A 23,792-nucleotide genomic window follows, 5' to 3' on the forward strand; every position below is an offset into this window, starting at 1 on the left:
TGCTTCTATCGGTAAGGTGAGCAACGTAATGAATGGGCTGGCATTCGGTCAACTGTTCTCTACCAAGCTTGTGCAGCGAGTCGCTTTGTTTATCGCTAAGGTTGAATTTGATAGCGCTCTGCCAAGCGTTTTTTCTCACGGTAGTCAGCCAACAATTCGGCTTGTGAACGGCCTGCGTTTTGGTAAAACAGCCCGCCTTGCTTTCTGAGCAGGGCATAGTTTGTTTGCAGCTCGGCAAGGACAAACTCAATTCTTTTTAGGGTGAGCGCGGTGCAGGATTGCCCATGCAAATCGTCCTCGATGTCGAGAACATGTGAGCGAAACGCATCAAGTTGAAACTGTGTTTGTAAATGCATTTCGTCGCCAAGGGCACGCTGCCAAGTGTTGATGATCTCGGCAAAATGTTGGCATACCAACGTGTCGGCTTGCTGGTCTTTCAGCCATTGCAGTTTGTGGGTGTAGCTGCGTAGCCCCTCGCTTTTCACTTGGCGGTAAAGGGCCAGCGCTGCCGATTTTCCTACGCCTTGCTTAAGCAGCCAGCCAAAAAAGAAGCGCGTTTCAAAACGCTCGACAGCATGGAACAAAGGGTCGGCAAGGCCGTTACTGTTGAACTCGCTTCGCGGATCGAAACGGTACATATAGCCAAAATCAAACAGCCACAATTTACCTTGCTTATCAACCAGTAGGTTGCCACTGCACAGGTCCCACTCCATCAAACCTTGCTCTTCGCAGGCATTGAGGGTAGCAAAAAGCTGGGCGAGCAGATCTTGGTTGAGAGACGTAATGTGCCCGCCCTCAATCCAAGGGGAGACAATGATGCCCAGACGATAGTCGGCGTAAAGCGTCGGCACGATGTGCTCAAAGCGTGTTGCTTGCTGAGCGTCATTTTTCAGCTGGGTAAAATCCGCTCTGCGCTGCACTTCATTAAGAAAGGAGTACTGACCATCGAGGTTGGCCACTTTGGCTTGGGAGCGGCGCTTTTTCAGGTTGTACTCCAGCCCATCAATGCGCAAACGAAAAATTTCTGCCGTGAGACCAGAGCGAATCACCTCGACCACATACGGGGAGTCGCTGGTGAGTGTGGCAAGCGTTTGTGGCGATAGCGGGCAGTGCTGCGCTGAACCGACGATGAGGTTTTTGCCGCTGCTCTCGAATGTAAGTTGCTGCTGCTGTCTTAAGTTCATGCTGTCTCCTCATTGATGAATGACCAATTAAACGGCAACTCTGGCTGAAAAACATCCTACCGAGCGCGGCGCATCAAGGTGGAGGGGGAATGTTGAGACGGGTAAATAAGGGCGTAGAAGGGTGAAAAATGAGAAAAACCAGCCCCAAAGCGGGGCTGGATAGGTTCAGTCGAGGGATTTTTTAAACCTGAAAGACGCGAGAATCAGGCCAAATAGGGTGAAACCAATCATCCATATGGTGTCGCGCCACAGGTCGAGTAAATCCGCGCCGCGCAGCACAATGCCGCGGATCATGCGCATAAAGTGGGTAGCGGGCAGCACTTCAGCAATCCATTGCGCCGCGACGGGCATCCCCTCATAGGGGAACATAAAGCCTGAGAGCAAAATCGAGGGCAACAGGATAAACACCGTCATCTGCATGGCTTGTAACTGAGTGGTGGCGATGGTGGAGATCACCAAACCGAGCGTCAAACTGGCGGAAATAAACAGCAGTGTCCCGAGCAAGATCTGGCTGATCGCGCCATTAATGGGCACGCCGAAAATAAAGTGACCCAAACCCAAAATGATAAATACCTGAATCAGGCCGACAAAAATATACGGCACAATTTTCGCCACCATTAGCTCAAATGAGCGCACGGGTGTGGTTATGAGCAGCTCTAAATTGCCTCGTTCGCGCTCACGCACAATCGCCGCGCTGGTGAACAAAATCATCGTCATGGTCAGGATCACCCCAAGCAAACCCGGCACGATATTGACCGCAGAGCGGCGGCTCGGGTTGTAATAAAGCGCCACTTCAAAGGTTTTCTGCACTTTGGGCCTGAGTTCAAAATCAAAGTCGGTCAACGGCATATTTTGCAAACCAAGGATCGCCGAGCTGATCATGGTATCGGAGCCATCGACAATCCACTGCCCGAGCTCGCGCCCCTGCGCCATACGTTGCGTCAGATCGGGCGGCAAAATCAGCGCCGCGCGTACAATACCGTCTTGAATCGCCTGCTCGGCTTGCTCTGCGGTGGCGTAGTGCTGGGTAACGCTCACCACTTGTGTCACCCTGACCGATTGGGTCAAGAGGCGTCCTGCGGTACTTTCGCTTTGATCGACCACCGCCACGGGAATATCGCGAATATCGGTGTTGATCGCATAACCAAAGAGCAGCAACTGGATAAGCGGGATCATCACCACCATGCCAAAGGTGATGCGATCACGCGATAACTGACGCAGCTCTTTAACCACAATCGCTTTCATGCGAAATAGCGCGTTCATTGGCGACCCTCCCCAGTGACAGAAACAAACACATCTTCCAAACTGGGTCGAGCCAGATTCATTTCCGCTTGTTGCAGATGAGGAAATTGGCTTTTCAACCACGCGATTGGATCGGGCACGCTTTGGTCAATCAGCACCCTCAAACGAATACCGAGCTGAGCGGCGGAGCGCACTTGCGGCAGTGGCAACAGGGCTTCTTTTAGGGCGCGTAACTGGTTTGCTTTTACCTCAACAATCTTGACCCCCATTTGCGCCATCAGCTCTTCAGGCGCACCATCGGCGCGGATCAGGCCCGCCTCCATAATGGCTAAACGGTGGCAGCGTTCGGCTTCGTCCATGTAGTGAGTGGTCACCAAAATGGTGGTGCCTTGATCGGAAAGATCGAACAACTGTTCCCAAAAATCACGGCGATTTTCTGGGTCAACCGCCGAGGTCGGTTCATCCAAAAACAACAGCTCAGGTTTGTGCATGGTGGCTGCTGCCAAAGAAAGACGCTGTTTTTGTCCGCCGCTCATACCAGAAACCCGCTGTTTGCGGCGCTGATCCAGCCCATAGGTGGTGAGCTGCTCGTCCACGCGCTGCTTGAGCGCTTTACGATCCATTCCGAAAATCTGCCCGATAAATTGCAGGTTCTCTTGCACGGTTAAGTCGTCGTACAGGGAGAACTTCTGCGTCATGTAGCCAATTTTAAGTCGCAATTGTTCCGATTGACGCGGTATCTGCAATCCGAGCACATCCACTTTACCTTTGGTTGGGCTCAGTAGCCCAGTCAGTACGCGGATGGTGGTCGATTTACCACAGCCGTTTGGCCCGAGAAAACCGTAAATGCTGCCCTTGGGAACGTTAAGCGTGATGTTATCAATGGCGGTAAACTCGCCAAATTTCTTCACCACATTTTCGGCTTGAATCGCGTAATCGCCGCGGTTGCTTTGATTCATGCTCAGTCTCCCAAATCGATCTGCGCGGGCACGCCGGAAGGGAGCGATTGGGCAGCCGCGTCGAGATCCACCTCGGAGAGATACATCAAACGTGAACGCTCCTCTTCTGTCAGAGCAAAGTAGGGGGTGAATGATGGCTCGTCAGAGACCCAACGCACGTTGCCACTGAGTGGGTTGTCCACACCATCGACGTGCACCGTGACCTGCTTACCGGGCACAAAATCGACGCGATATTTGGCGGGTACGTAGACACGCGCATAAGGAATGCGATTGGCCTGAATCACCGCGACCATACCATTGACAGGAACGCGCTCACCCAAGTTATACGGAAGATTATCGAGAATGCCGTCACGGGTAGCGACTATGGTCAACTCGGCCAATTTTTGCTCTTGCAGCGCGACATCGGCATCGGCAACCGCCAGTTGCGCTTTGGCTTGCTCAATGTCTTCCGGACGTGCACCCGAGGTCAATTTGCTGAACTCTTCGTTGGCCGAGTCGAGCTCAGCCCTAGCGGAATCACGCGCGGCGAGAGCGGTGTCTTTCTCGGATTGACTGATGAGTTTTTTCGCCACTAGCTCAGATTTGCGTTTGTAGGTTTTCTGCGCTTCGATCAACTGCGCTTCGGCTCGTGCCACTCGCGCTTGCGCCGCAGCGATGTCTTCAGGGCGCTCGCCGTTAGTCAGCTTGAGTAAAGAAGCCTGCGCTTTGGCTTTTTCGGCCAGCGCACGCGCTAGCATGGCTTGCTGATTTTTGCTGTCCAAACGAACCAGAACATCGCCTTGCGCCACTGCGCTGCCCTCTTTAACGGGCAACTCTCGAATGATTTCATTGGCGGTGGCGGTAAAGGTCACCCTATCGCGCTCAAGCGTGCCGAGTGCTTGGGGTTTGGAATCGCTGGTGCAAGCGATCAGGGCGGTTAAAACCAGTGTTGCAAATAGCAGATGTCTCATTGTTTCGTCCTGGTTAATTCAGCAGTGATGATTTATTCACAGTGTAGCCTCGCCGAGTGAAAGAGCGGTAGCGGCATAATTCTGCAAATATTACGCAAGTGATGAATTTGCGTGACTAACACTTTGAGTATAGTAACTCACTGATTAAGCGTTATTTCTTGCACATGGAACGGGATCAAGATCGCGCAAAGTACTCTGTGTGGATGGCAGAGAAAGTAAAGGAGTAACAATGAATAAACGCCCACGCTTTTGACCAAGGCGCTTCTGCTGGCGGGTGCAGTGGCGGCGATCACTAATCCCCGAGCGGCTGCCTCTCTTCACCGCCTCGGTGGGAATCTAACGCTACTTTCAAGCGACGCAATTTATCCCGTGAGCGGCGTTTGTTTTTTACCGCCAGCGCCATGGCGAGTACATCAATAAGCGCCAGCATTGCGTAGCGGGACGCGGAGGGTTTGTAAATAAAATCCGTCTCATGGTGCTGGATGGGCAGCAGCAAATCGGCCTTTTTTGCCAAAGGGGTTTGCGGCGGACAAATGACGATGACTTTTAGCCCATACTCGCGTGCCAGTTGCGCACTTTCCAGCAGATCCGGTGTGTAGCCAGACGCCGAAAGCATCAGCATCACATCGCTGCGCTCTGCTGTTGCCGCGACCATGCGCGTTAGCAAACCATCGTGATAGGCCACCACGGCAAAACCGAGGCGAAATAACCGATGTTGCAGCTCTTGCGCGGCGATGGTTGAGCCGCCGCCCATGCCGACACTGATGATCTGCCGCGCGCTATTGAGCCACTCTACCGCTTGGTCGATCGCTTGCTCGTCGATCAAGCGACGGTTTTGTTCCAACGTCTGTTTGATCGATTGGTAAACCATCTGATAACTGCTCGGCTCGGGAGATTCGAGAATAAATCGCTGGCCGATGGTTAAAGACTGGGCCAGTTTGATTTTCATCTCACGCACATTCTTGCAGCCAATCGCCTTGGCAAAACGGGTCACGCTCGCCTCACTCACTTGAGCGCTTTGGGCAATTTCGCTAATGCTGGCATTGGCGGCGGCGCTGACCTCATCCATCACCCACTGGGCGACTTTTTTCTCCGCGTCACGCAGAGCGCTGAAACGCTCGTTGATTTGCGAGAGGATGTCGACATCTAAGTTCACAAGAAGATCCTGTACTGCGGGTTGTGGGAGAAACTAGAATCGGGTTTCTAGCCACTGGGTTACGTGATATTGCTCATCTCGCAGGGCCAGAGCGCGCCATTTATCGAACGTCAGGCATGGGTGTGAGGTGGAAAACACCAAAATGTCCCCCACATCCAGCGAGCAGTCAGCGGGAATTTCGACAAAGGTGTGCTGGTCCATAATCGCTACCGCTTGGCTGTGCTGTGGTAGCGCGAGCGGCTCACCATCGCGAAATGCCTGCTGCAAAATCGGTAGTCCTGCGTCGAAAGCCACGTCACGTTTGCCCATACCGACCAGAAGGCGCGTCGGCTCAGGGCGAGAAATCACGTGCGCCCAGATTTCCAGCGCGGAGATGAGATCGCCGTTCAACTCACACGCCGCGCCCTGATGCTGTTTGGCGCGCGCCATCACTTGTTGCTGCGCCATTTGGTAAATTCCGGTGTCATGGGTAACGTAGCAGCCGGGGCGGATCACCGTCTCAATGCCGCCCTGTTCGGCGAAGGTTTTTGCTACCACGTCATACCACGCCGAGCCTGCGCCTGTGAGCAGGGGTTTAGCTGGCAGCAGCCCGGCGGTTTGCAACTGGCGCGTTAGCTCACAGGCGGTGTGGATGAATGTGCGGATCTCGCTTTCGGCATTGTCGCCGTGGATCACCCCTTCATAGACTTCAATGCCCGCCAGTTTCAGGTTCGGCTGCTTAGCAATGTGTGTCGCTAAGGCGTGCACTTGTTGCGGCGTGCGGCACCCGCAGCGACAGCCCGCCACGCCGTATTCGATCAAGACGTTGAGCGTCAGTTGCTGCGCTGCGAAAAACTCCGCCAACGCATCGACGTTGCGTGTTGAATCCACGCAGCAGTAAAACTCAATCGGTTGTGCACTAAGCAGCTTGGCGATGATCGCCATATTGCCTTTGCCCACCAGTTGATTCGCCATGATGACCCGCTTGGCACCCGCCATAACCGCCACTTGTGCTTGAGCAGGGCTGGCCACGGTGATGCCCCAAGCGCCATGCTGCAGTTGCTGGCGAAACAGTTCTGGCGTCATCGAGGTTTTACCATGGGGAGCGAGTTTGACCTGATGCCGATCGGCAAAGTCTTGCATCCAACGTAAGTTGTTTTCCAGCGCGCTGTGGTTTAACACGGCGGCTGGCAGGCTGATTTCGTCATGAGCAAGAGAAGGGAGATGAGTATGAAGCGCTTGCCCTTTTTCACCTTCGGCAGGGAAATTGTCTGCGTGCTTCTGATAGTTTTTATCAGATAAGTCCTTTATTTTGCTCATAATCTCCCGCTCCTAACATGATTTAATTGATTGATAAGTAATACTTATTTTTGATAATGCTAAGCGTCGTGATAGAAACTATCAAACTTTGCTCGATGCTTTGCGGGAGACATCACTGATTCGAAATAGCCAAGCTTTAAGATCACTTCCTCTTATTTTGGCATGGACGCAAACCCGCATGCAGTTCGACACCCTCATCAAACAGGCCGAGATTTACGACGGCACAGGCGCGACGCCATTTATTGCCGATGTCGCGATAAAGCAAGATCGCATAGTTCAGCTTGGACAGCTCGCAAACGCTTCGGCGCAGCAAGTGATTGACGGACAAGGTCTAGCACTAGCGCCCGGATTTATTGATGTGCACACTCATGACGACACCAACGTGATCCGTTTTCCGCACTGTTTGGCCAAAATTAGCCAAGGCGTCACCACTGTGATTGTGGGCAACTGCGGCATCAGCGCCAGCCCTGCGGTGCTGAGTGGGGAACCGCCGGATCCGATGAATTTGCTTGGCGAGCAGAGTGATTTCGTCTATCCCACATTTGCTCACTATGCCGCGGCGGTCGAGCAGGCCAAGCCAGCAGTGAATGTTGCAGCGCTGGTTGGCCATACCACGCTGCGCAATAACCTGATGGACCATTTGCAGCGCCCGGCCACGCAAGCGGAAATCGAGCAGATGCGCGCGGCACTGGCAGAAGCGATGGAGCAGGGTGCACTGGGGCTCAGCTCGGGTCTGGCGTACGCCAGTGCCAAACAAGCCACCGCCGCAGAGGTGGTGCAACTGGCTAAGGTGTTGGCCGGGTATCAAGGCATTTACACCACGCATATGCGCAGCGAGTTTGCCGAGATCCTCACCGCGATGGAAGAAGCGTTTGCGACGGGCAGACAAGCTCGGGTGCCTGTGGTGATCTCTCATTTGAAATGTGCGGGCGCGGGAAACTGGGGACGTAGTGTGCAAGTACTGGAGCGGATGGAGAGCGCAGCAGCCCAGCAAGAGGTCAGTTGCGATTGCTACCCATATTCGGCCAGCTCCTCAACCCTAGATTTAGCGCAAGTGAATGACGAAATTGATATTTTTATTACCTGGTCAAAAGGATTGCCACAGCAGGCGGGCAAAACCCTCAAGCAGATAGCCGCCGATTTACAGTTACCGCTGATGCAGGCCGCAAAAGCACTGCTGCCTGCGGGCGCTGTCTACCACTGCATGGCAGAGCAAGATGTTAAACGAGTGCTGAAATACCCGTTAACTATGGTGGGGTCCGATGGTTTGCCCAACGATCCGCATCCCCACCCGCGTTTGTGGGGCGCTTTTCCCCGAGTGCTTGGACACTACTGCCGCGAGGAGAAACTCTTCTCCCTTGCCGATGCGATTTTTAAGATGACCGGGATGTCGGCGCAGCGTTTCAAACTGGCGGATCGCGGCGTGATTCGGCTGGGCGCTTTTGCCGACTTGGTGCTGTTTAACCCGCGCACCATCAAAGATACCGCGACCTTTGCCAACCCAATTTCAGCCGCGCAAGGCATTGAAGCGGTGTTTGTCAACGGGCAGCTCTCTTATCACGCTGGCGAAGTATCGCCGACTCGAACGGGTAGGTTTCTCTATCGAAGTCAATTTAAACCAGAAACCGTGTGAATCGCTGCTGGGCAGACAACGGGTTTCTCTAACAAAAGGACAATAACAATGACGATAAAACGATACGGCGTGGAAGGTGGCGTAGGAACGGGTGGGCAGCATTTGCCCTTTGCCCGTGCCACCGAAGCAGGCGGCTTTTTGTATGTCTCGGGGCAAACCCCGATGAGAGAGGGTGAAGTCGTCGAAGGCGGGATCGTCGAGCAATCGCGTCTCGCGCTGCAAAACTGTGTCGATATCATGCACGAGGCTGGTTACACGCTGGAAGATGTGGTGCATGTGAAAGTGATCCTCACCGATGCGCGCTATTTTCAGTCGTTCAATAAAGTGTTTAGCGAATTTTTCGCCGCTCATCCACCGGCGCGCATCTGTATGGTGTGTGATTTGGTGGTGGATGTAAAAGTGGAAGTGGACGTCACCTGCTACCGTGCGGATCGCGTATGAGCGTCAGCAAGCTTAAGGTTGCCTTTTTCGGTGAATGCATGATTGAACTGAGCGGCCAGCCGCTCAAACAAGCTTTTGGTGGCGACACGCTCAACAGCGCGCTCTATCTCGCTCGACTTTGCCAAGATAGCCCGATAGCGGTTTATTACGCGACAGGGTTGGGAGACGATGACCTGTCGCAACAACTGCTCTTGGCTTGGCAAGCTGAAGGTATTGACACCTCGCTGGTGACGCGCCATGCAGGGCGGCTGCCCGGGTTGTATCTGGTGAGCAATGATGCCTCTGGTGAGCGCCGCTTCCACTATTGGCGTGATAGCGCCGCAGCGAAATTTTATTTTTCCGACGCGCAGCTGAGCCCGCTGGAGCGTGCATTGCAAGCAGGGGAACTCGATTGGCTTTACTTGAGTGGTATCAGCCTTGCGATTTTGCCTGACGCTGACAAAGCGCGGCTGATTGACAAGTTGCGCGCTTTCTCGCTAGCGGGAGGCAAAGTGGCGTTTGACAACAATTTTCGCCCTCAGCTTTGGTCGGCGCAGCAGGCGCGGCACTGGTATGGCGAATTGCTGCCTTGGGCCGATCTCGCTTTCATCACGCAAGAGGATGACGAGCAAATATGGGGGCAAGAGCGGCCTTTGGATGAGCGATACCAACAGTGGAGCTGCGCTGAAGTGGTTGTCAAACGTGGCGCGCAGCCCTGCCAGTTGCTTTTGCGTCAGCAGGGAGAAGTGCAATCGCTGAGTGTTGAGGCTGAAAAAGTCGCTCAGGTAGTTGATACGTGCGCCGCGGGCGATGCATTCGCTGCTGGATATCTGGCTGGGCGACTCTCTGGGAGTGGTCCACAGGCATCGGCTGAGCTTGCTCACCGTTTGGCTGCGCTGGTTATTCAGCATTCAGGCGCGATCATTCCGGCTCAGAGCATGCGTCATCTACAGCTTGAGTCTGGCGAGGTTTAGGCGCTGCTCACGCAGAGTTCCATTTCTTATCTAAGGAGGCAGCATGGCGGCCAACCGTGAACTTAATCTAATGCCCTATCCGCAGCAAGTGCAGCTCCTTTCTGGGCGAATTGCTATCGATGCCAACTTCAGCATGCTGCTTAAAGGTTACCGATGCAAAACGGTGATGAAAAAGCTCAAAGGTACATTGGAGCGTCTCTATCGGCAAACGGGCGTACCGATGTTGCACTGGCAAGCCTCGTCGCAGCAAAGCGCGACGTTAGTGGTGGATATTGCTAGTGCGCCGCCAAGCGGCGTGCCGAATCTGGGTTGGGACGAGTCTTATCATTTGCACGCCACAGAGGGGCAAGTGGTGATTCGCGCGCCGCAGCCAGTGGGGGCCTTGCATGCGCTGGAAACCTTCTTGCAACTGATTGAATGCGATGCTCAGGGCTACTACCTCCCAGCGCTGTCTATCACGGATGCGCCGAGATTTGGCTGGCGCGGCGTTTCCTACGACACGGCCCGCCGCTACATTGAGCTGCCCGTTATTTTACGCCAACTTGATGCGATGGCCGCCGCCAAACTCAACGTATTCCACTGGCACTTTTGGGACGATCAAGGCATTCGCATTCAGTTCGAAAGCTACCCCAAATTGTGGCAGCAAAGTGCTGATGGCGATGCGTACAGCAAAGCCGAGGTGTCGCAGGTGATCGAATATGCTCGCGCGCTGGGGATACGGGTGATTCCGGAAATCTCCTTGCCCGGCCACGCCTCTGCGGTAGCGCATGCCTATCCGCATCTGATGTCTGGCCCCAGCGGGCAAACCTACCCGCAGCAACGTGGGTGGGGCGTGTTTGCGCCGCTGATGGACCCAACCAACCCCGAGCTGTTGAGCTTTCTGGCGAGTATTTTTCACGAAGTGGTGGCGCTTTTCCCCGACCAGTACGTACATATTGGTGGGGACGAACCCGACTACCAACAGTGGCGCGATAATCCACGCATTCAGCGTTTTATCCAAGAGCATCAGCTCGATGGTGAACGCGGTTTGCAGTCCTACCTCAATACCCAAGTCGAGAGCATGCTGACGGTGCATGGACGTAAAATCATCGGTTGGGACGAAGTGTGGCACCGAGATCTGCCGACGTCGGTGGTCATCCAAAGCTGGCAAGGGCACGACAGCATTGGCCGCGCTGCTAAGCAGGGTTATCAAGGGATTTTATCCACCGGCTACTATCTTGATCAGCCGCAGCCTACCAGTTACCACTATCGCAATGATCCCATGCCGCAAGGTTTAGCAGTGGATGATCAGTTGACGGCAAACGACAAGTTTGTCTGTTACACATGGCAAAAGCCGCGGCCTAAAGGTGAGGCGCTACGTGGCAATCTGATCATCATTGAAAGTGCGCAAGGGCAGGTACGCGCTTTTAGCGATTACCATGGCCGCTCTCGTCAGGCTGTCACCGTGTTGGAATACCTTCCCGGGGTGCGTTTTCGCGGTCATCTCGACACCTTCATGTCCTACACGGAATTCCACTACCAGTTTGCTGGCGAGCAGCTTGCTAACGGCAGTTATCAACGGATTGGTAATGTGCGTTATCCCGTTACTGGCGTGTTAAGTGCCAGCAGCGATTGGCCGCAAAACACACTGCCAGAGGCAAAGGGCGGCTACCCCGCTGAACTTAGTGAAAAAGAGCGCGCGTTGATCCTCGGCGGTGAAATTACCATCTGGGGAGAACTGGTTGACTCAATGACGATCGAATCGCGCTTGTGGCCGCGCAGTTTCGCTATCGCAGAACGTTTTTGGTCGAGTGTTGAGCAGCGCGATGAGCAGAGCATGTATCGCCGTATGCAGGTTGTCGATACTTGGTCGCAGCTTTCACTCGGTTTACGCCATCAGGCCGACGCGCAACTGGGCTTAATGCGGCTGGCGATGGGCTCTGACAGTACGCCGCTGGCGGTGCTCGCCCAGTACACAGAGCCTGGGCAATACTACGCAAGGCACTGGCAAAAGTGGCAGGCAACGCCGACTTGTGGCGAACGTTACAATCAATATGAGCGGCTTAACCGTTTTGTTGATGCGTTGGCGGTAGAAAGCCTTGCCGTCTATCAGATGGAACAACTGCTCCGCGACATGGATTTTGGCCAGAGAGCAGAGTGCCAAGTGATTCTCGCCTCATTAACCAGCCATTATCAGACGGCGAAATGGGCCGCTATGCAGTCGCTTGAACTGCTGGCACGAAGCGCCTCTGGGGCGCAGAGTGTACCACTGGCGCAAGCGACCATTGAGGTGGCTGATTTGGCCTTGATCTTATTGGAGAAATTTTCCGAGAACGTCACAATAAGTGCAGAGCAATGCCACGCTTACCAAACCGTGTTGGACGAAAAAGCTGTGCTATTTGATGAGGCGATTGTGGCGCTTGTCAGGCCGACGGAGCAACTGCTTCACAAATTTGCGCACTGATTAGCAAAAGCCGTTGCCGCCTGCGCCGACAGGCGGCAAGGTAGAGAGATAACGAGAAGCGATGGAAGCATAAATCCTAATGACGACAGGCAATTTACATTTTTATCTTGGCACTTATACCGATCAACCCAGCATCAGCGAAGGCGTCGCACAACTGGAATTAAATAGCGAAACGGGTGAGTTGATCCCGTTCAATGAGTTGGCGGTGTTAGCCAATCCCTCTTATCTCACCCAAACTGCACGCGGTTTATACACGTTCAATGAAGTGGTGCAGTCGCAAGCACCTCAACTGGTGTGGCTTGGCTGTCACGATACGGCGCAAATTGAGATCACAGGCGATTATCCGTGTCATCTCGATATTGACCGCGAGCAGCGGTTTTGCGCGGTGGCCAATTATGGCTCCGGCAACACCTCGATCTTTAAATTGGATGACACCGGTAAGCCGATTGGCAAATTGACAGAGCTGTTTGTTGATGGAAGTGGGCCAAATCAGGCAAGACAAACCGCGCCGCATGCTCATCAGGCTACCTTCTTGCGCCACAGTCCGTATTTGCTGGTGGTCGATCTGGGCACGGATCGTCTCAATATTTTTGCTATCGATAGACAAAATGAGACCTTCCGCCTGTATCAATCTCTTGCATTACCGCCGGGCTGCGGCCCACGCCATCTGGTATTGACGCAAGCGGAAGATCGCATTTATCTGGTCGCCGAGCTTTTTGAAACCTTGATGGTGATTGAGCGCCGCGGAGAGCAGTGGCATCTCTGCTCGCAGCAACCTTTGCTCCCGGGCGAAAGTAACGGCGAAGCCGCCTCGGCGATTCGCTTGTCCCCAGATGAGCGATTTCTTTACGTCTCGTGTCGCAGGCAGAATAAAATTGCCATTTTTGCACTCAGCCACGCCCAGCCTGAATGGATTGGCGCTGTTGATACTGGCGGTCAGTTTCCGCGTGATTTTGTGCTGTCGCGTGATGGTAAATGGTTGCTGGTTGCCAATCAGCACTCGCACAATGTGGTCAGTTTTCGCCGCGACAGGCAAACGGGGTTACTGAGCCCAAGTGGGTTTAGTTGCCAAGTGGGTAGCCCGGTCTGTTTACTAGAACATCAAGGGGCGTGTTAACGTCTCTTGGCTGGAAAGCCTGATGATAACTTGAGATACTTCTGCGCTTGGTTTGAAGTCAAAGAGAAAATAAGCATGACAATTCATCGCATTAACCCCGGCAATCGCTGGTCAGATATTACCGTTTTTAACGGCATCGCCCATTTTGTTGAAGTGGCGGACAGTGATACTTCGGCAGATATGAAAGGCCAAGTGGAACAGATTTTGTCTCAGGCAGAAGTGCAGTTGGCGAAGATTGGTAGCGATCGCTCTCGCGTTCTTTCGGTGACCATCTACGTGACCGATTTCGCCCATTTCGATGCATTAAACCAAGTGTGGGACAACTGGTTCCCGCAAGGTTGTGCGCCGAGCCGTGCGTGTGTCAAAGCTGAACTGGCCGATCCGAATTATTTGGTTGAGATGGCGTTTGTCGCCGCTGCGGGCGCAGAGTTTCAATAGCCGTAGACAGTATGTAGACGTCATCATTCACAAAGGGGCAGTTCGCCCCTTTGTTGTTCGTGTTTGTTGCTAATGTTGCTCACTGAGCTGCGCCAATACGTCAGTCAGCGAAGGGCAGATGTGGTGGCCAAAGCCTTTCACTTCGGTGCAAGGTTCAACCAAATCGGGGATTTGGTAGGTGATCATCTGCGCTGCCACCGCGGCGCGTACGCCGTTGTTTGAATCTTCAAAAGCCAGACAGTGCTCTGGTGCGATCTTGAGTCGGCTGGCGGCGAGTAAGTAGATTTCTGGGTCGGGCTTGCCGTGGCTTACTTCGCACCCAGTGGTGATGCTGTCGAAGTAGTGATCCAGCCCTGCGAGCTTGAGTTTGACTGACGCGACCTCTTTTTGCGTCGAGGTGGCCACCGCCGTTGGGATTTGCTGAGCTTTTAGCCACTGTAACAGCTCGATCACGCCAGCTTTGACCGGAATAGCCTCATGAAATACCACTTGGTTGTAACGCTGGCGCCACTCGGCGTGCAGGCGGTCGAGGTCATCCCCATACGCTTCGCGCAGCACCGCTTCAATGCCCGCGGCATTACGGCCAATCACCGAGAGGTAAGTCTCTTTGTAAAAAGGTAGGTTTTGTGCATGACAGGCTTGTTCGAAAACCTGCATACAGACACGTTCGGTGTCGAGTAGAAGTCCATCCATATCGAAGATGGCGGCAGCAAAGTTCATAGTTACAGCTTGTTTTTGTCTCAATAGGTTGGCGCCATTCTGACATAAAGCGGCGCAATTGGGGAAGGGATATGGTCGCGAGCGCGGTTTTTCAGTTATCATGTGCGGCGCGAAATCGATAACAAGTTGATTGAAACTGATAACAACGTCATTGGGGAGAAAGAATGGAAGTCAAAACAGTTGCCTTTATTGGATTGGGAGTCATGGGCTACCCAATGGCAGGTTATTTGAGCAAAGCGGGCTACCAAACACGGGTTTACAACCGTACCTTTGCGAAAGCAGAAAAATGGGCCCAGCAGCATCAAGGGCAAGCGTTTGAAACCCCACGTGAGGCCGCGCTTGGTTGTGATGTGGTGTTTGTTTGTGTCGGCAATGATGACGATGTACGCAGCGTGGTATACGGTGAAAATGGCGTACTGGCTGGGCTAAAAGCGGGCGCGACCTTGGTTGATCACACCACGACCTCCGCTGAGCTGGCGATTGAGCTGGCCGGCGCATGTCAAAAAGTGGCGGTGAATTTCATTGATGCACCTGTCTCTGGCGGTCAAGCTGGCGCTGAAAATGGCGTGCTAACCATCATGTGTGGTGGTGATGCCGACGTGTTTGCTAACGTCTCGCCAGTGATGGATGTCTACGCCAAACAGATCACTTTGCTGGGTGAAAATGGCCAAGGACAACGCTGCAAAATGGTGAACCAGATTTGTATCGCTGGCGTGCTGCAAGGGCTGAGTGAAGCGCTGCTGCTGGCACAAAAATCGGGCCTAGATATCGAGCAGGTTGTCAACACGCTAAAACACGGCGCGGCTGGTTCTTGGCAGATGGAAAATCGCGCCCAGACCATGGCACAAGGCAAGTTTGATTTTGGTTTTGCCATCGATTGGATGCGCAAAGATCTCGGCTTTTGTCTGCAAGAAGCGGAACGCGTTGGTTTAACGCTGCCACTGACTGAGCAAGTCGACGCTCAGTACGCCAAGCTGCAGCAGCAAGGGTTAGGACGAATGGATACCTCAGTGCTGATTAAAGCGGTAGCAAAAGAGTAAAAATAGTCCTCAGCCGAAAACCTTGATTTTCGGCTGAGTTTCTTATTGGCAGGCGTGTTTGTGTAGGCCATAAATGGCATGATCCAGCACTCTATCTTGCACCTTCTCATTGCGAGTGATGATGCCTTCGAGCGTCATACCAAGGCGCTCTGCCACCGCCCGGCTAGCAAGGTTCTCTTTCGCTGCTTGCAATTGCACTTTCTCTAAACCTAGCGTGTCAAACGCATGCTTAATCAGCGTCTGCGCCGCACGCGTGACGATGCCTCTGCCTTTATGCGATTCAGCCAGCCAATAGCCGATACAAGTGCGGCCAAGTTCCAGATTAATTTCATGCAGGCCAATATTACCGACCAGATCGCCATGGTAAAAAATCGCGCAAGTGAGTGATCTTCCATCGGCGTAATCGTGCAGCGAACGGTGCACAAACAGGCGAAAATCTTGCTCTGAGGAGCAGAAGTCAGGCCAAGTGAGCCATTGAGAGAGGTAGGCTTTATGCTCTGCCACCAACTCCGCGTACAAAGGGGCAAAAGATTCTTGCACCAAAGCCAACTCAATCTCGTTATCGACGTTTAAAGTAAACATAGCAGGTCCATCAGGTAGGTGTATTTCTATAATAGATATCTATTATTTGATTTTATCAATAAGTTATTTTTTGTTTGATCACTAAGACCACCCAAAGCCATGAAACGCTATTTCACACTGTTCGTCCACTCTTCCTGCCTAAGTTGAGCAGAAATAGTCAGGAAAGAAATAGATACAGCTGGCTAATGGGCTTACCTTTTGTGCTGCGTACTTATGTCGTATTCGCTATTCTCCTTTGAGTGACATGATTAATTTTGGGATAGCGTCCAGCGTCACAATGTGGTCGACCGCACCCAATTTGACCGCTTCTTTGGGCATGCCATAGACCACACAACTGCTCTCATCTTGCGCTATAGTGAGCGCGCCTGCCTCGTGCATCTCTTTCATTCCCTGCGCGCCATCGTCGCCCATGCCCGTCATGATGATGCCCGTTGCATTGGCTCCGGCCGCGTTGGCCACCGAGCGAAACAGCACATTGACCGAAGGGCGATGACGGCTGACGAGAGGGCCGTCTTTGAGTTCCACCCGATACTGAGCGCCACTGCGCCTAAGCAGCATGTGTTTGCCGCCATTGGCGATCAGCACCAACCCCCGGCAACACGCGATCATTATTTTCCGCTTCTTTCACGTTCACTCTGCACAATTGATTGAGCCTTTGAGCAAAAGAGGCGGTGAACTGTTCTGGCATATGTTGCACGACAACGATGCCCGGTGCGCTGGGGTCAAGCTGTTTGAGCACCACCTCTAATGCCTGAGTGCCCCCCGTTGAGGTGCCGATGGCGATGACTCGGTCGGTCGTCTCTGCCATGGGTTTGGTTTTGTTGCTGGACAGGATGACATTGGCACTCAGTTTCGGCGCGCTTTTAAATGGTGCGAGAGGTTGTGGAGAGTGCGGTTTTTTCGAGGTGGACTGAATTTGCAGTTTGTTGAGGTTGGCGGCGGCCGCTCCTCTGATGGCTTGAATCATGGCGATTTTACTTTCTTGCAAAAAGGACTTTAAACCCGCTTTCGGCTTGGTGATGATATCGACCGCACCGGCTGCCATCGCCTCCATGGTCACTTGTGCGCCAACGCCAGCTAACCAATGATTCGATTTGCTCGAATAGCTGGTCGGTGACGTCGTCATATGCCTTTAACTGCGAAAAGATAGTAGTTAATTTATCTCTATCTTGCTCAATGTTGTGATGGCTTTGAGACCCATTAATGGCACTGGATTCACCTTGGGTTTGAACCATCAGGGCGACCAGATTTGAAAAGCGGTTCGACAACTCATTGATGGCATTTTCCGAGATGTCTTTGCAACTGGTGATGTGTCGCTGCCAAATGGGGATCACCTTATGCCAGATATGATGTTCTTGCTCGGTAAGCTCGTGCTGTTTATGGGATTGTGACTGCTCGGACGCGATTTGCTGCTTAACACTGCCTATTTCTCTGTCCATATCTCGTTGGCGGCAATGTGGATGAGAGCAATAAAGCTCGCACTGCACATCAGCCAAAGCACGACAAAGTAGAGCGCAAGGTCTGGAAATACAAAGAAAGCTACCGCCAGTCCGACGGAAAAAAGGAACAACAGCCAAGAGTAGGTTTTCAAATTCACAATCATTAGCGTAGGCAATCCGGTAATTTGATTCTCTTCTTTAGACTAGGTAGCAATCAGGCGAGACAGCGTGATTTGGATCGGAAAACTAAACTTTAGGCAATTTGTGGCACACTGAATTGGTTTCTTATCCATGAGTGATTTTTTATGGATTCAAATAATTTTTATCAATCAAATGGCTTGAATGGACAAATCAGTGAAAGAGCGCAGGAATAATGGCGACGATATGGAGCAATGCCGCTAAAAAGACGGGGTAGAAACGGATTTACACCAATTCAAGCGTAATACGCACAAATTGCTCATCTTGGTACTGAACCGAGTAGCCGTAGGTATTGTTGGCGTAGATTGCGCCAAGGAACAGTGAACGTTGGCTCATTGGGCCGCGAAACAGCATCGAAATGGGTTTGATCAAGGTGTTTTGACTATCAAAATTATCGTTCAGATTTTGCGTCAATACACACAGCAGGCAACCATTTTCATCATGAGAGAGGTCAACATCTTCAGCGCGTGACAGCAGCACTGTGGTCCCGAGTTTTTTCTCGATCTCATTAATCAGCAGCAGGTAACTGTCTAAATGCGGCTGCGCAGGTGGCGTTTCAGCACCGACACATTTTTCCAGCAGTTTTGCCAAGTTACCTTGCTCGCCTTTGGCTTGCTGGGTCAGGGTTTTAAGCGGTTTTTTGATCAGTTTGTAGCGATTGCTTTTCAGCTTAGGTTTTAGCCATTTTTGCAGCAAATCGTTACTGTCTTTAACAGAGAGAGATTTATCGGCAGTAGCAAGGCGACGAAATTCAAGATGCAACAAAGCGTGAACAGCAAGCTCACTGAGAAGTTGATTTGCATCTGCAGCCTGTCTGGCCTGCTTAATACCTTGCATCACATCGAAATTATCTAATAGGGGAATGGTGCCGAGAGAGGGACTCGAACCCTCACACCATAGGCGCTAGCACCTCATGCTAGTGTGTCTACCAATTTCACCATCTCGGCATAGGATGTTGAAGCATTGCTTCAATATTGATGTGGTTCATTTCAAACCGGAGCGAATTGTATATCCAAAATTTTCGTTAGGCGAGTGTTTATTGAAGAGAAATTGATGATTTTGGTTCGTTTGGACATTTGTTGCGCAAAGGGCGGCAAAATTCAGCATTAACCATATCTTTTTTATTGTTATGAGGATGGTGAAACACCGTTTTGTCTGTTTTATAAACGCTTGAACGTTTGCGTGAATAAATGTGATGAATATCTCATTCATATCCCTATACTAGCGACCCGTTTAAACGGGATTCAGGGTAGCGAGGTTCGCTGCTCTTACCCATACAAGCCGTCACACGGAATTAGGCGCCCGCCTGAGTGAATGACCCCAAGGACCGGACCAGCTTCTTATCAAAGCTTGTATAAGGTAACAAAGATGTCGAACTATACGTTCTCAGTGATTCACTCCTCTTGGTGTCACACTTCACCATTTCATGCTGCTCCCTCTTTTGCTGATTTCGTCAGCGTTCCACTCTTTTTCAAACGCTAAGCAGGTCATTTCACATGAGTATTCTATTTGGTCTTCTGGGTGTGTTGGCCCTTCTTGGCTGCGCGGTTTTGTTGTCTGAAAGTCGCCGTTCGATTAACTGGCGTACGGTGTCCCGCGCTTTACTGCTGCAAGTTGGTTTTGCTGCGCTGGTGCTGTATTTTCCTTGGGGGCAAGTTGCGCTGGCGTCACTGAGTGGTGCGGTGTCCGGTTTGTTGGGCTTTGCCGATGAAGGTATTGCGTTCTTATTTGGCGATTTGGCGTCTTCGGGCTTTATTTTTGCCGTGCGGGTATTACCTATCATCATCTTTTTCAGCGCACTGATTTCGGCACTTTATTACCTTGGCATTATGCAAAAGGTGATTCAGTTTCTCGGCGGCGGCATTCAAAAGTTTCTTGGTACCAGCAAAGCCGAGTCTTTGGTTGCGACCGGTAACATCTTCCTCTCACAGGGGGAGTCGCCTTTATTGATCCGTCCTTTCTTGCCGAAAATGACCCGTTCGGAGTTGTTTGCAGTAATGGTCGGTGGCATGGCATCGGTGGCGGGCAGTGTGCTTGGCGGTTACGCGGGCTTGGGTGTTGAGCTTAAGTACCTGATTGCGGCCAGCTTCATGGCGGCACCCGGTAGCCTATTGATGGCGAAAATCATCATTCCTGAGCGCGCAACGCCGTGCGATTACAACGATATTGCGCTGGACAAATCGGATCAAAGCAATGTGATTGATGCGCTAGCCAGCGGCGCGATGGGCGGGATGAAGGTTGCGGTTGCGGTCGGCACCATGTTGATTGCGTTTGTCAGCGTGATCGCGATGGTCAACACTGGGCTGGAAAATCTGGGTGAACTGCTTGGCTTCAGCGGCATCACATTGCAAGCGATCTTTGGTTATCTCTTCTCTCCTTTAGCATGGCTGATTGGTGTACCTGCGCACGAAGTGTTGGCGGCGGGCTCTTACATCGGGCAGAAAATCGTAATGAATGAGTTTGTTGCCTTCATCGATTTTGTTGAGCACAAAGCGCTCTTGTCTGAACACAGCCAAGTGATTGTCACCTTTGCTCTGTGTGGCTTTGCCAATATCGGTTCTATCGCCATCCAGTTGGGATCAATTGGCGTAATGGCGCCAGAGCGTCGTGGCGATGTGGCAAACATGGGCTTGAAAGCCGTTGCGGCGGGCACGTTGGCAAATTTGATGAGTGCGTGTCTGGCGGGCATTTTTATCGCCTTGTAAGAGAGCGATAACAACAGGTCTTCGTTAGCAGGGCAGGAAAAGCAAAAAGCCTGAGTGATCGTCGCTCAGGCTTTTCATTCTTCGCGCTTAAAACGCTTTTGGCGCAAAGCCTGTCATCACATCCAGACGCAGTTCCTTGCCGATTTTTGTCATTGGATGGACGATAACCAAGCCTTTGACGCGTTTTTTCAGCTTGCCAATGTCAGCTTGCTCTTCTTTGGTGATTTCACGTGAGAAGGGCATGTCAAGCAAACTCTTACGCTCTTTATTCAGCTCGTAATTTTGCTTGTGCTTGAGTTGGGACAGTGACTTAGTCAGTTCATCCACTTCATTGGTGAACTTGGTGATCATTTCCTGATCACCGCGTGTACGTGCGGTTTCAAGTTTATGCTGACAGGTGTCTAAACGGTTGTGCAGCTTCTGGATGTCGTTTTTTATGCTCATGAACACTGGGCTCTGGTAGAAATGGTCGGGAAGTATAGCATAGCTAAGCGTAGCACTTTACTAAACTGCCCGACATTTTATCATGCGCTGATTAACTCGTTGCCGCTGGTTGTGCCAGAAAAATAGGCGTCGATGTTGTTTAGCGTCACCGAGGCGATGTTATTGAGCGCTTCATGCGTTAAAAAGGCTTGATGGCCCGTGAACAACACGTTGTGGCAAGCGGAGAGGCGGCGGAAAACATCGTCAACAATCACATCGTTGGATTTGTCTTGGAAAAAGAGATCTTTCTCATTGTCATACACATCCAAACCGAGCGCGCCAATTTGCCCCTGTTTGAGCGCTTCAATGGCAGCCAGAGAATCGAGCAGTTCGCCACGGCTGGTGTTAATGATCATGACACCGCGTTTCATTTTGGCAAACGAGGTTTGGTTGAGCAGATGGTAGTTCTCTTTGCTCATTGGGCAGTGCAGGCTGATGATGTCTGACTTGGCATACAACTCATCCAAGGAGACGTATTGTGCACCCAACTCCAGTGCGAGAGGGTTGGGGTACGGATCGTAGCAGAGGATATCCATCCCCAATCCTTTGAAAATACGCATTGCGGCTACGCCAATTTTGCCCGAGCCAATCACGCCGACAGTTTTGCCGTAGAAGTTGAACCCTACTAAGCCATCAAGCGAAAAGTTCGCATCCCGGGTGCGCTGATACGCTTTGTGCAAGCGGCGGTTTAAGCACATCATCATGCCGACCGCGTGCTCGGCGACTGCTTCTGGTGAATAGGCAGGTACCCGTACCACTTGCAGGCCGAACGCTTTGGCTGCTGCTAAGTCTACTTTGTCAAAGCCCGCGCAGCGCATGGCGATCAGTTTGGTTCCACCTTCTGCCAGTAACTTCAGGACTGGCGCAGAAAGATCGTCGTTGACGAATGCGCACACCACCTCGTGGTTTTTAGCCAAGGAAGCGGTTTTGCTGGTTAAGCGAAAATCGTGGAAATGATAGTCAACCGGGTGGCCGCCTTTGGCTTTATTAAAAGAGACTTCGTCGTAGTTTTTTGCACTATAGAAAAGCACATTTACCATAGTAACCTCACAGAATTTAATGTTTTTATAAAGTTTTCTGTTTATAAATTACTTGAATGCGGTGGGGTTGGGTAGGATAAATTGCGTGGAATAAGTTTGCCCAATACGGTTTGCTTCATTAATATGCAAATAGCGTGGATGGCGATGTAAGGTGCGCGTTGAAAAGCAAAGCAATATGGATGTTATCGCTCTTTTTGAGTTTACCGGCGCTGGCGCAGGTGGACCTGGTTAAAGTCGATAAATCCAAACGCCGCCTCTACCTTTTGCAAGGAGAGACAGTCATTCGCGAATACCGCATCGCGCTAGGCAAAAATCCACAGGGACATAAACAGCAAGAGGGCGATCAGCGTACACCGGAAGGTGAGTACACGCTGGATTACGTCTCTGAAGAATCCGCGTTTTATCGCTCAGTGCACATCAGCTACCCCAATGAAACCGATTTAGCGCAAGCGCGCGAACGGGGCGTCTCGCCCGGTGGTGATATCAAAATTCATGGCCTGCGTGACGGCGAGCAGCGCCCACCTCAATTTATTCAGAGTTTCGATTGGACCAACGGCTGCATAGCGCTAACCAATGCTGAGATGGATGAGTTTATCCGTTTAGTGAAAATGGGCACGCCGATTCACATCGAATGGTAGTTTAATCGTTTTCCTTTCTCACTGAGTGAGAATTTAACCGACCTTTGTCTCGATAGCATCGGTACGTTTTGGCATCATGTCGCTTGCTCAATCTATTTTTGCGTATCTGCAACAATAGCTTATAACCAAGAGAAGGAGGCTAAGACCGCCTTCCTACCAGCACGAGTAATCATATTGACTTCTGAACGCAAAGCTGCCGCCATCTTGATCATGGCCACCATACTGTCCGCTTTTGGCTGGATTTTTTCCAAAGAGACGATCCAAGGGTTACCGCCGTTTGGCTTCGTCGGTTTGCGCTTTCTTATCGCCTCGCTGTGTTTACTGCCGTTTTGCTTTCACTCGCTGCGCCGCGCGAGTTGGCAAGATATCCGCTCAGCAGCTTTGGTCGGTTGCCTGCTTGCAACGGCGCTGATCAGTTGGATTCACGCTATTTCAATTAGCGACACCCTAGGTGAAGGGGCGTTTATTCTCAGTCTGTCGATGTTGATGGTTCCGTTTGTTGCATGGATCTTATTTCGCCAACAGCCCAAACGCATTTTTTGGCTCTCACTGCCGATTGCCATGTCGGGGCTGGCGTTTTTGTCACTCAAAGATGGCTGGCAAAGCTCGTCCAGCCAGCTGTGGTTTTTGTTTAATGCCGTGGTGCTGGCGCTGCATTTCAATATCAACAGCAAGTATTCGCAGACCTTACCCATTTTGCTTCTCACCTGTATTCAGCTGTTTGTGACCGGATTGATTGGTTTAACCGCCAGTGCGCTGTTTGAAAGTGTGCCGCTCCACGTTGAGCCGAGTATTTGGGGCTGGTTTACCGCCAGTACCATACTGGCGACCGCACTGCGCTATGTGATGCAAACCATGGCGCAAAAGCAGATCAACCCGGGTAACGCGGCGTTAATCATGATTTTAGAGCCGGTTTGGACGGTATTTCTCAGTATTGGCTGGTATGGCGAGGTATTAACGTTCAGTAAGTTAGTCGGCTGTAGCCTGATTTTGTTTTCACTGATCTTGTATCGCACCGACGGTAAACTGCTCTCCTTACTGCGGCGTACAAAATCTGCGGCAGGTGATTAACGCTTGGCCAAGTCGCAGTGCCATGTACTAACTTTTGTGTTCATCATCGCCATTTACACCA

23 protein-coding genes and 1 tRNA gene are annotated in these 23,792 nt (G+C 51.9%); 10 read left to right on the forward strand and 14 right to left on the reverse strand.

All coding sequences use genetic code 11. The features are described 5' to 3' along the window. Nucleotides 1-95: 95 nt before the first annotated feature. The 6 genes from EA26_RS08960 to EA26_RS08985 all read right to left on the reverse strand — a co-directional run bounded on the left by EA26_RS08960 (nt 96) and on the right by EA26_RS08985 (nt 6,790). Nucleotides 96-1,184: an AarF/UbiB family protein gene (locus tag EA26_RS08960; protein WP_039426892.1), complete on the reverse strand. Its 1,089-nt coding sequence runs from the start codon at nt 1,182-1,184 to the stop codon at nt 96-98. Between the two features lie 165 nt (nt 1,185-1,349). Beyond that, nucleotides 1,350-2,447, reverse strand: coding sequence for an ABC transporter permease (locus EA26_RS08965; RefSeq protein ID WP_039426894.1), 1,098 nt, complete (start codon nt 2,445-2,447; stop codon nt 1,350-1,352). Then, nucleotides 2,444-3,385 (reverse strand): ABC transporter ATP-binding protein, encoded by a 942-nt coding sequence (locus EA26_RS08970; RefSeq protein ID WP_039426897.1) that lies wholly within the window; start codon nt 3,383-3,385, stop codon nt 2,444-2,446. The genes EA26_RS08965 and EA26_RS08970 overlap by 4 nt, the downstream gene beginning before the upstream one ends. 2 nt (nt 3,386-3,387) lie before the next feature. Beyond that, nucleotides 3,388-4,335 (reverse strand): HlyD family secretion protein, encoded by a 948-nt coding sequence (locus tag EA26_RS08975; protein ID WP_039426899.1) that lies wholly within the window; start codon nt 4,333-4,335, stop codon nt 3,388-3,390. Nucleotides 4,336-4,627: 292 nt separating this feature from the next. Continuing rightward, nucleotides 4,628-5,491, reverse strand: a complete 864-nt coding sequence (locus EA26_RS08980; RefSeq protein ID WP_039426902.1) for a MurR/RpiR family transcriptional regulator — start codon at nt 5,489-5,491, stop codon at nt 4,628-4,630. A 33-nt stretch (nt 5,492-5,524) separates the two neighbouring features. Continuing rightward, complete coding sequence (locus EA26_RS08985; RefSeq protein ID WP_039426905.1) at nt 5,525-6,790, reverse strand: amino acid deaminase; 1,266 nt, start codon at nt 6,788-6,790, stop codon at nt 5,525-5,527. Nucleotides 6,791-6,968: 178 nt separating this feature from the next. On the opposite strand from EA26_RS08985, the gene EA26_RS08990 reads away from it, so the two are divergent. From EA26_RS08990 to EA26_RS09015, 6 genes are all read left to right on the forward strand, one after another. Next, nucleotides 6,969-8,423 carry an N-acyl-D-amino-acid deacylase family protein gene (locus EA26_RS08990; RefSeq protein ID WP_039426908.1) on the forward strand — a complete coding sequence of 485 codons (1,455 nt, stop codon included), beginning with the start codon at nt 6,969-6,971 and terminating at the stop codon, nt 8,421-8,423. Nucleotides 8,424-8,471: 48 nt separating this feature from the next. Continuing rightward, nucleotides 8,472-8,864 carry a RidA family protein gene (locus tag EA26_RS08995; RefSeq protein ID WP_039426911.1) on the forward strand — a complete coding sequence of 131 codons (393 nt, stop codon included), beginning with the start codon at nt 8,472-8,474 and terminating at the stop codon, nt 8,862-8,864. Next, the gene (locus EA26_RS09000; RefSeq protein ID WP_039426913.1) at nt 8,861-9,817 is read left to right on the forward strand and encodes a sugar kinase; all 957 of its coding nucleotides are present in this window, start codon (nt 8,861-8,863) and stop codon (nt 9,815-9,817) included. Before EA26_RS08995 ends, EA26_RS09000 begins: the two co-directional genes overlap by 4 nt. 43 nt (nt 9,818-9,860) lie before the next feature. Further along, nucleotides 9,861-12,260, forward strand: a complete 2,400-nt coding sequence (locus tag EA26_RS09005) for a beta-N-acetylhexosaminidase (protein ID WP_039426917.1) — start codon at nt 9,861-9,863, stop codon at nt 12,258-12,260. Between the two features lie 79 nt (nt 12,261-12,339). Then, nucleotides 12,340-13,377 carry a lactonase family protein gene (locus EA26_RS09010; RefSeq protein ID WP_039426920.1) on the forward strand — a complete coding sequence of 346 codons (1,038 nt, stop codon included), beginning with the start codon at nt 12,340-12,342 and terminating at the stop codon, nt 13,375-13,377. Nucleotides 13,378-13,452: 75 nt separating this feature from the next. Then, entirely contained in the window at nt 13,453-13,815 is a 363-nt protein-coding gene (locus EA26_RS09015; protein ID WP_039426923.1) for a RidA family protein, read from the forward strand. Nucleotides 13,816-13,884: 69 nt separating this feature from the next. Here EA26_RS09015 and EA26_RS09020 read toward each other — a convergent pair whose 3' ends face one another. Next, a complete protein-coding gene (locus EA26_RS09020) occupies nt 13,885-14,535 on the reverse strand; it encodes an HAD family hydrolase (RefSeq protein WP_039426926.1) in 651 nt (216 codons plus the stop codon). Nucleotides 14,536-14,699: 164 nt separating this feature from the next. Here EA26_RS09020 and EA26_RS09025 point away from each other — a divergent pair, with 164 nt between their 5' ends. Next, nucleotides 14,700-15,575: an NAD(P)-dependent oxidoreductase gene (locus EA26_RS09025; protein ID WP_039426929.1), complete on the forward strand. Its 876-nt coding sequence runs from the start codon at nt 14,700-14,702 to the stop codon at nt 15,573-15,575. 42 nt (nt 15,576-15,617) lie between these two features. On the opposite strand, the gene EA26_RS09030 is transcribed toward EA26_RS09025, so the two are convergent. From EA26_RS09030 to EA26_RS09050, 5 genes are all read right to left on the reverse strand, one after another. After that, entirely contained in the window at nt 15,618-16,157 is a 540-nt protein-coding gene (locus EA26_RS09030; RefSeq protein WP_039426932.1) for a GNAT family N-acetyltransferase, read from the reverse strand. Nucleotides 16,158-16,382: 225 nt separating this feature from the next. Next, a complete protein-coding gene (locus tag EA26_RS22180; RefSeq protein ID WP_052079155.1) occupies nt 16,383-16,715 on the reverse strand; it encodes a CheB methylesterase domain-containing protein in 333 nt (110 codons plus the stop codon). Further along, nucleotides 16,705-17,283, reverse strand: coding sequence for a chemotaxis protein CheB (locus tag EA26_RS22185; RefSeq protein ID WP_052079154.1), 579 nt, complete (start codon nt 17,281-17,283; stop codon nt 16,705-16,707). Before EA26_RS22185 ends, EA26_RS22180 begins: the two co-directional genes overlap by 11 nt. Nucleotides 17,284-18,019: 736 nt before the next feature. After that, complete coding sequence (locus tag EA26_RS09045) at nt 18,020-18,631, reverse strand: DUF2913 family protein (RefSeq protein ID WP_039426937.1); 612 nt, start codon at nt 18,629-18,631, stop codon at nt 18,020-18,022. Between the two features lie 26 nt (nt 18,632-18,657). Then, a tRNA-Leu gene (locus EA26_RS09050) sits at nt 18,658-18,741 on the reverse strand. Nucleotides 18,742-19,290: 549 nt separating this feature from the next. Here EA26_RS09050 and EA26_RS09060 point away from each other — a divergent pair. Continuing rightward, the gene (locus tag EA26_RS09060; RefSeq protein ID WP_039426943.1) at nt 19,291-20,499 is read left to right on the forward strand and encodes a NupC/NupG family nucleoside CNT transporter; all 1,209 of its coding nucleotides are present in this window, start codon (nt 19,291-19,293) and stop codon (nt 20,497-20,499) included. Nucleotides 20,500-20,586: 87 nt separating this feature from the next. On the opposite strand, the gene EA26_RS09065 is transcribed toward EA26_RS09060, so the two are convergent. Together EA26_RS09065 and EA26_RS09070 are read right to left on the reverse strand one after the other, a co-directional pair. After that, on the reverse strand, nt 20,587-20,943 hold the full coding sequence (locus EA26_RS09065; protein WP_039426946.1) for a YibL family ribosome-associated protein: 357 nt from the start codon (nt 20,941-20,943) through the stop codon (nt 20,587-20,589). 80 nt (nt 20,944-21,023) lie between these two features. Next, complete coding sequence (locus EA26_RS09070; RefSeq protein ID WP_039426948.1) at nt 21,024-22,022, reverse strand: 2-hydroxyacid dehydrogenase; 999 nt, start codon at nt 22,020-22,022, stop codon at nt 21,024-21,026. 179 nt (nt 22,023-22,201) lie between these two features. Between EA26_RS09070 and EA26_RS09075 the strand changes: the two genes are divergently transcribed. Beyond that, the gene (locus EA26_RS09075) at nt 22,202-22,660 is read left to right on the forward strand and encodes a L,D-transpeptidase family protein (RefSeq protein ID WP_039426951.1); all 459 of its coding nucleotides are present in this window, start codon (nt 22,202-22,204) and stop codon (nt 22,658-22,660) included. Between the two features lie 174 nt (nt 22,661-22,834). Next, nucleotides 22,835-23,731 (forward strand): DMT family transporter, encoded by an 897-nt coding sequence (locus EA26_RS09080; protein WP_039426953.1) that lies wholly within the window; start codon nt 22,835-22,837, stop codon nt 23,729-23,731. Nucleotides 23,732-23,792: the final 61 nt, after the last annotated feature.

The organism is Vibrio navarrensis, from assembly GCF_000764325.1.
Classification (GTDB): Bacteria; Pseudomonadota; Gammaproteobacteria; order Enterobacterales; family Vibrionaceae; genus Vibrio; species Vibrio navarrensis.

Bases quoted from the DNA above. Each gene is read 5' to 3' on its own strand.
- EA26_RS08965 (WP_039426894.1), bottom strand. From the start codon at position 2,447: ATGAACGCGCTATTTCGCATGAAAGCGATTGTGGTTAAAGAGCTGCGT.
- EA26_RS09015 (WP_039426923.1), top strand. From the start codon at position 13,453: ATGACAATTCATCGCATTAACCCCGGCAATCGCTGGTCAGATATTACC.
- EA26_RS08985 (WP_039426905.1), bottom strand. From the start codon at position 6,790: ATGAGCAAAATAAAGGACTTATCTGATAAAAACTATCAGAAGCACGCA.
- EA26_RS09070 (WP_039426948.1), bottom strand. From the start codon at position 22,022: ATGGTAAATGTGCTTTTCTATAGTGCAAAAAACTACGACGAAGTCTCT.
- EA26_RS09075 (WP_039426951.1), top strand. From the start codon at position 22,202: ATGTTATCGCTCTTTTTGAGTTTACCGGCGCTGGCGCAGGTGGACCTG.
- EA26_RS09045 (WP_039426937.1), bottom strand. From the start codon at position 18,631: ATGCAAGGTATTAAGCAGGCCAGACAGGCTGCAGATGCAAATCAACTT.
- EA26_RS09030 (WP_039426932.1), bottom strand. From the start codon at position 16,157: ATGTTTACTTTAAACGTCGATAACGAGATTGAGTTGGCTTTGGTGCAA.
- EA26_RS09060 (WP_039426943.1), top strand. From the start codon at position 19,291: ATGAGTATTCTATTTGGTCTTCTGGGTGTGTTGGCCCTTCTTGGCTGC.
- EA26_RS09010 (WP_039426920.1), top strand. From the start codon at position 12,340: ATGACGACAGGCAATTTACATTTTTATCTTGGCACTTATACCGATCAA.
- EA26_RS08970 (WP_039426897.1), bottom strand. From the start codon at position 3,385: ATGAATCAAAGCAACCGCGGCGATTACGCGATTCAAGCCGAAAATGTG.
- EA26_RS09020 (WP_039426926.1), bottom strand. From the start codon at position 14,535: ATGAACTTTGCTGCCGCCATCTTCGATATGGATGGACTTCTACTCGAC.
- EA26_RS08995 (WP_039426911.1), top strand. From the start codon at position 8,472: ATGACGATAAAACGATACGGCGTGGAAGGTGGCGTAGGAACGGGTGGG.
- EA26_RS08960 (WP_039426892.1), bottom strand. From the start codon at position 1,184: ATGAACTTAAGACAGCAGCAGCAACTTACATTCGAGAGCAGCGGCAAA.
- EA26_RS09065 (WP_039426946.1), bottom strand. From the start codon at position 20,943: ATGAGCATAAAAAACGACATCCAGAAGCTGCACAACCGTTTAGACACC.
- EA26_RS08975 (WP_039426899.1), bottom strand. From the start codon at position 4,335: ATGAGACATCTGCTATTTGCAACACTGGTTTTAACCGCCCTGATCGCT.
- EA26_RS22180 (WP_052079155.1), bottom strand. From the start codon at position 16,715: ATGCTGCTTAGGCGCAGTGGCGCTCAGTATCGGGTGGAACTCAAAGAC.
- EA26_RS09025 (WP_039426929.1), top strand. From the start codon at position 14,700: ATGGAAGTCAAAACAGTTGCCTTTATTGGATTGGGAGTCATGGGCTAC.
- EA26_RS09005 (WP_039426917.1), top strand. From the start codon at position 9,861: ATGGCGGCCAACCGTGAACTTAATCTAATGCCCTATCCGCAGCAAGTG.
- EA26_RS22185 (WP_052079154.1), bottom strand. From the start codon at position 17,283: ATGACGACGTCACCGACCAGCTATTCGAGCAAATCGAATCATTGGTTA.
- EA26_RS09000 (WP_039426913.1), top strand. From the start codon at position 8,861: ATGAGCGTCAGCAAGCTTAAGGTTGCCTTTTTCGGTGAATGCATGATT.
- EA26_RS08990 (WP_039426908.1), top strand. From the start codon at position 6,969: ATGCAGTTCGACACCCTCATCAAACAGGCCGAGATTTACGACGGCACA.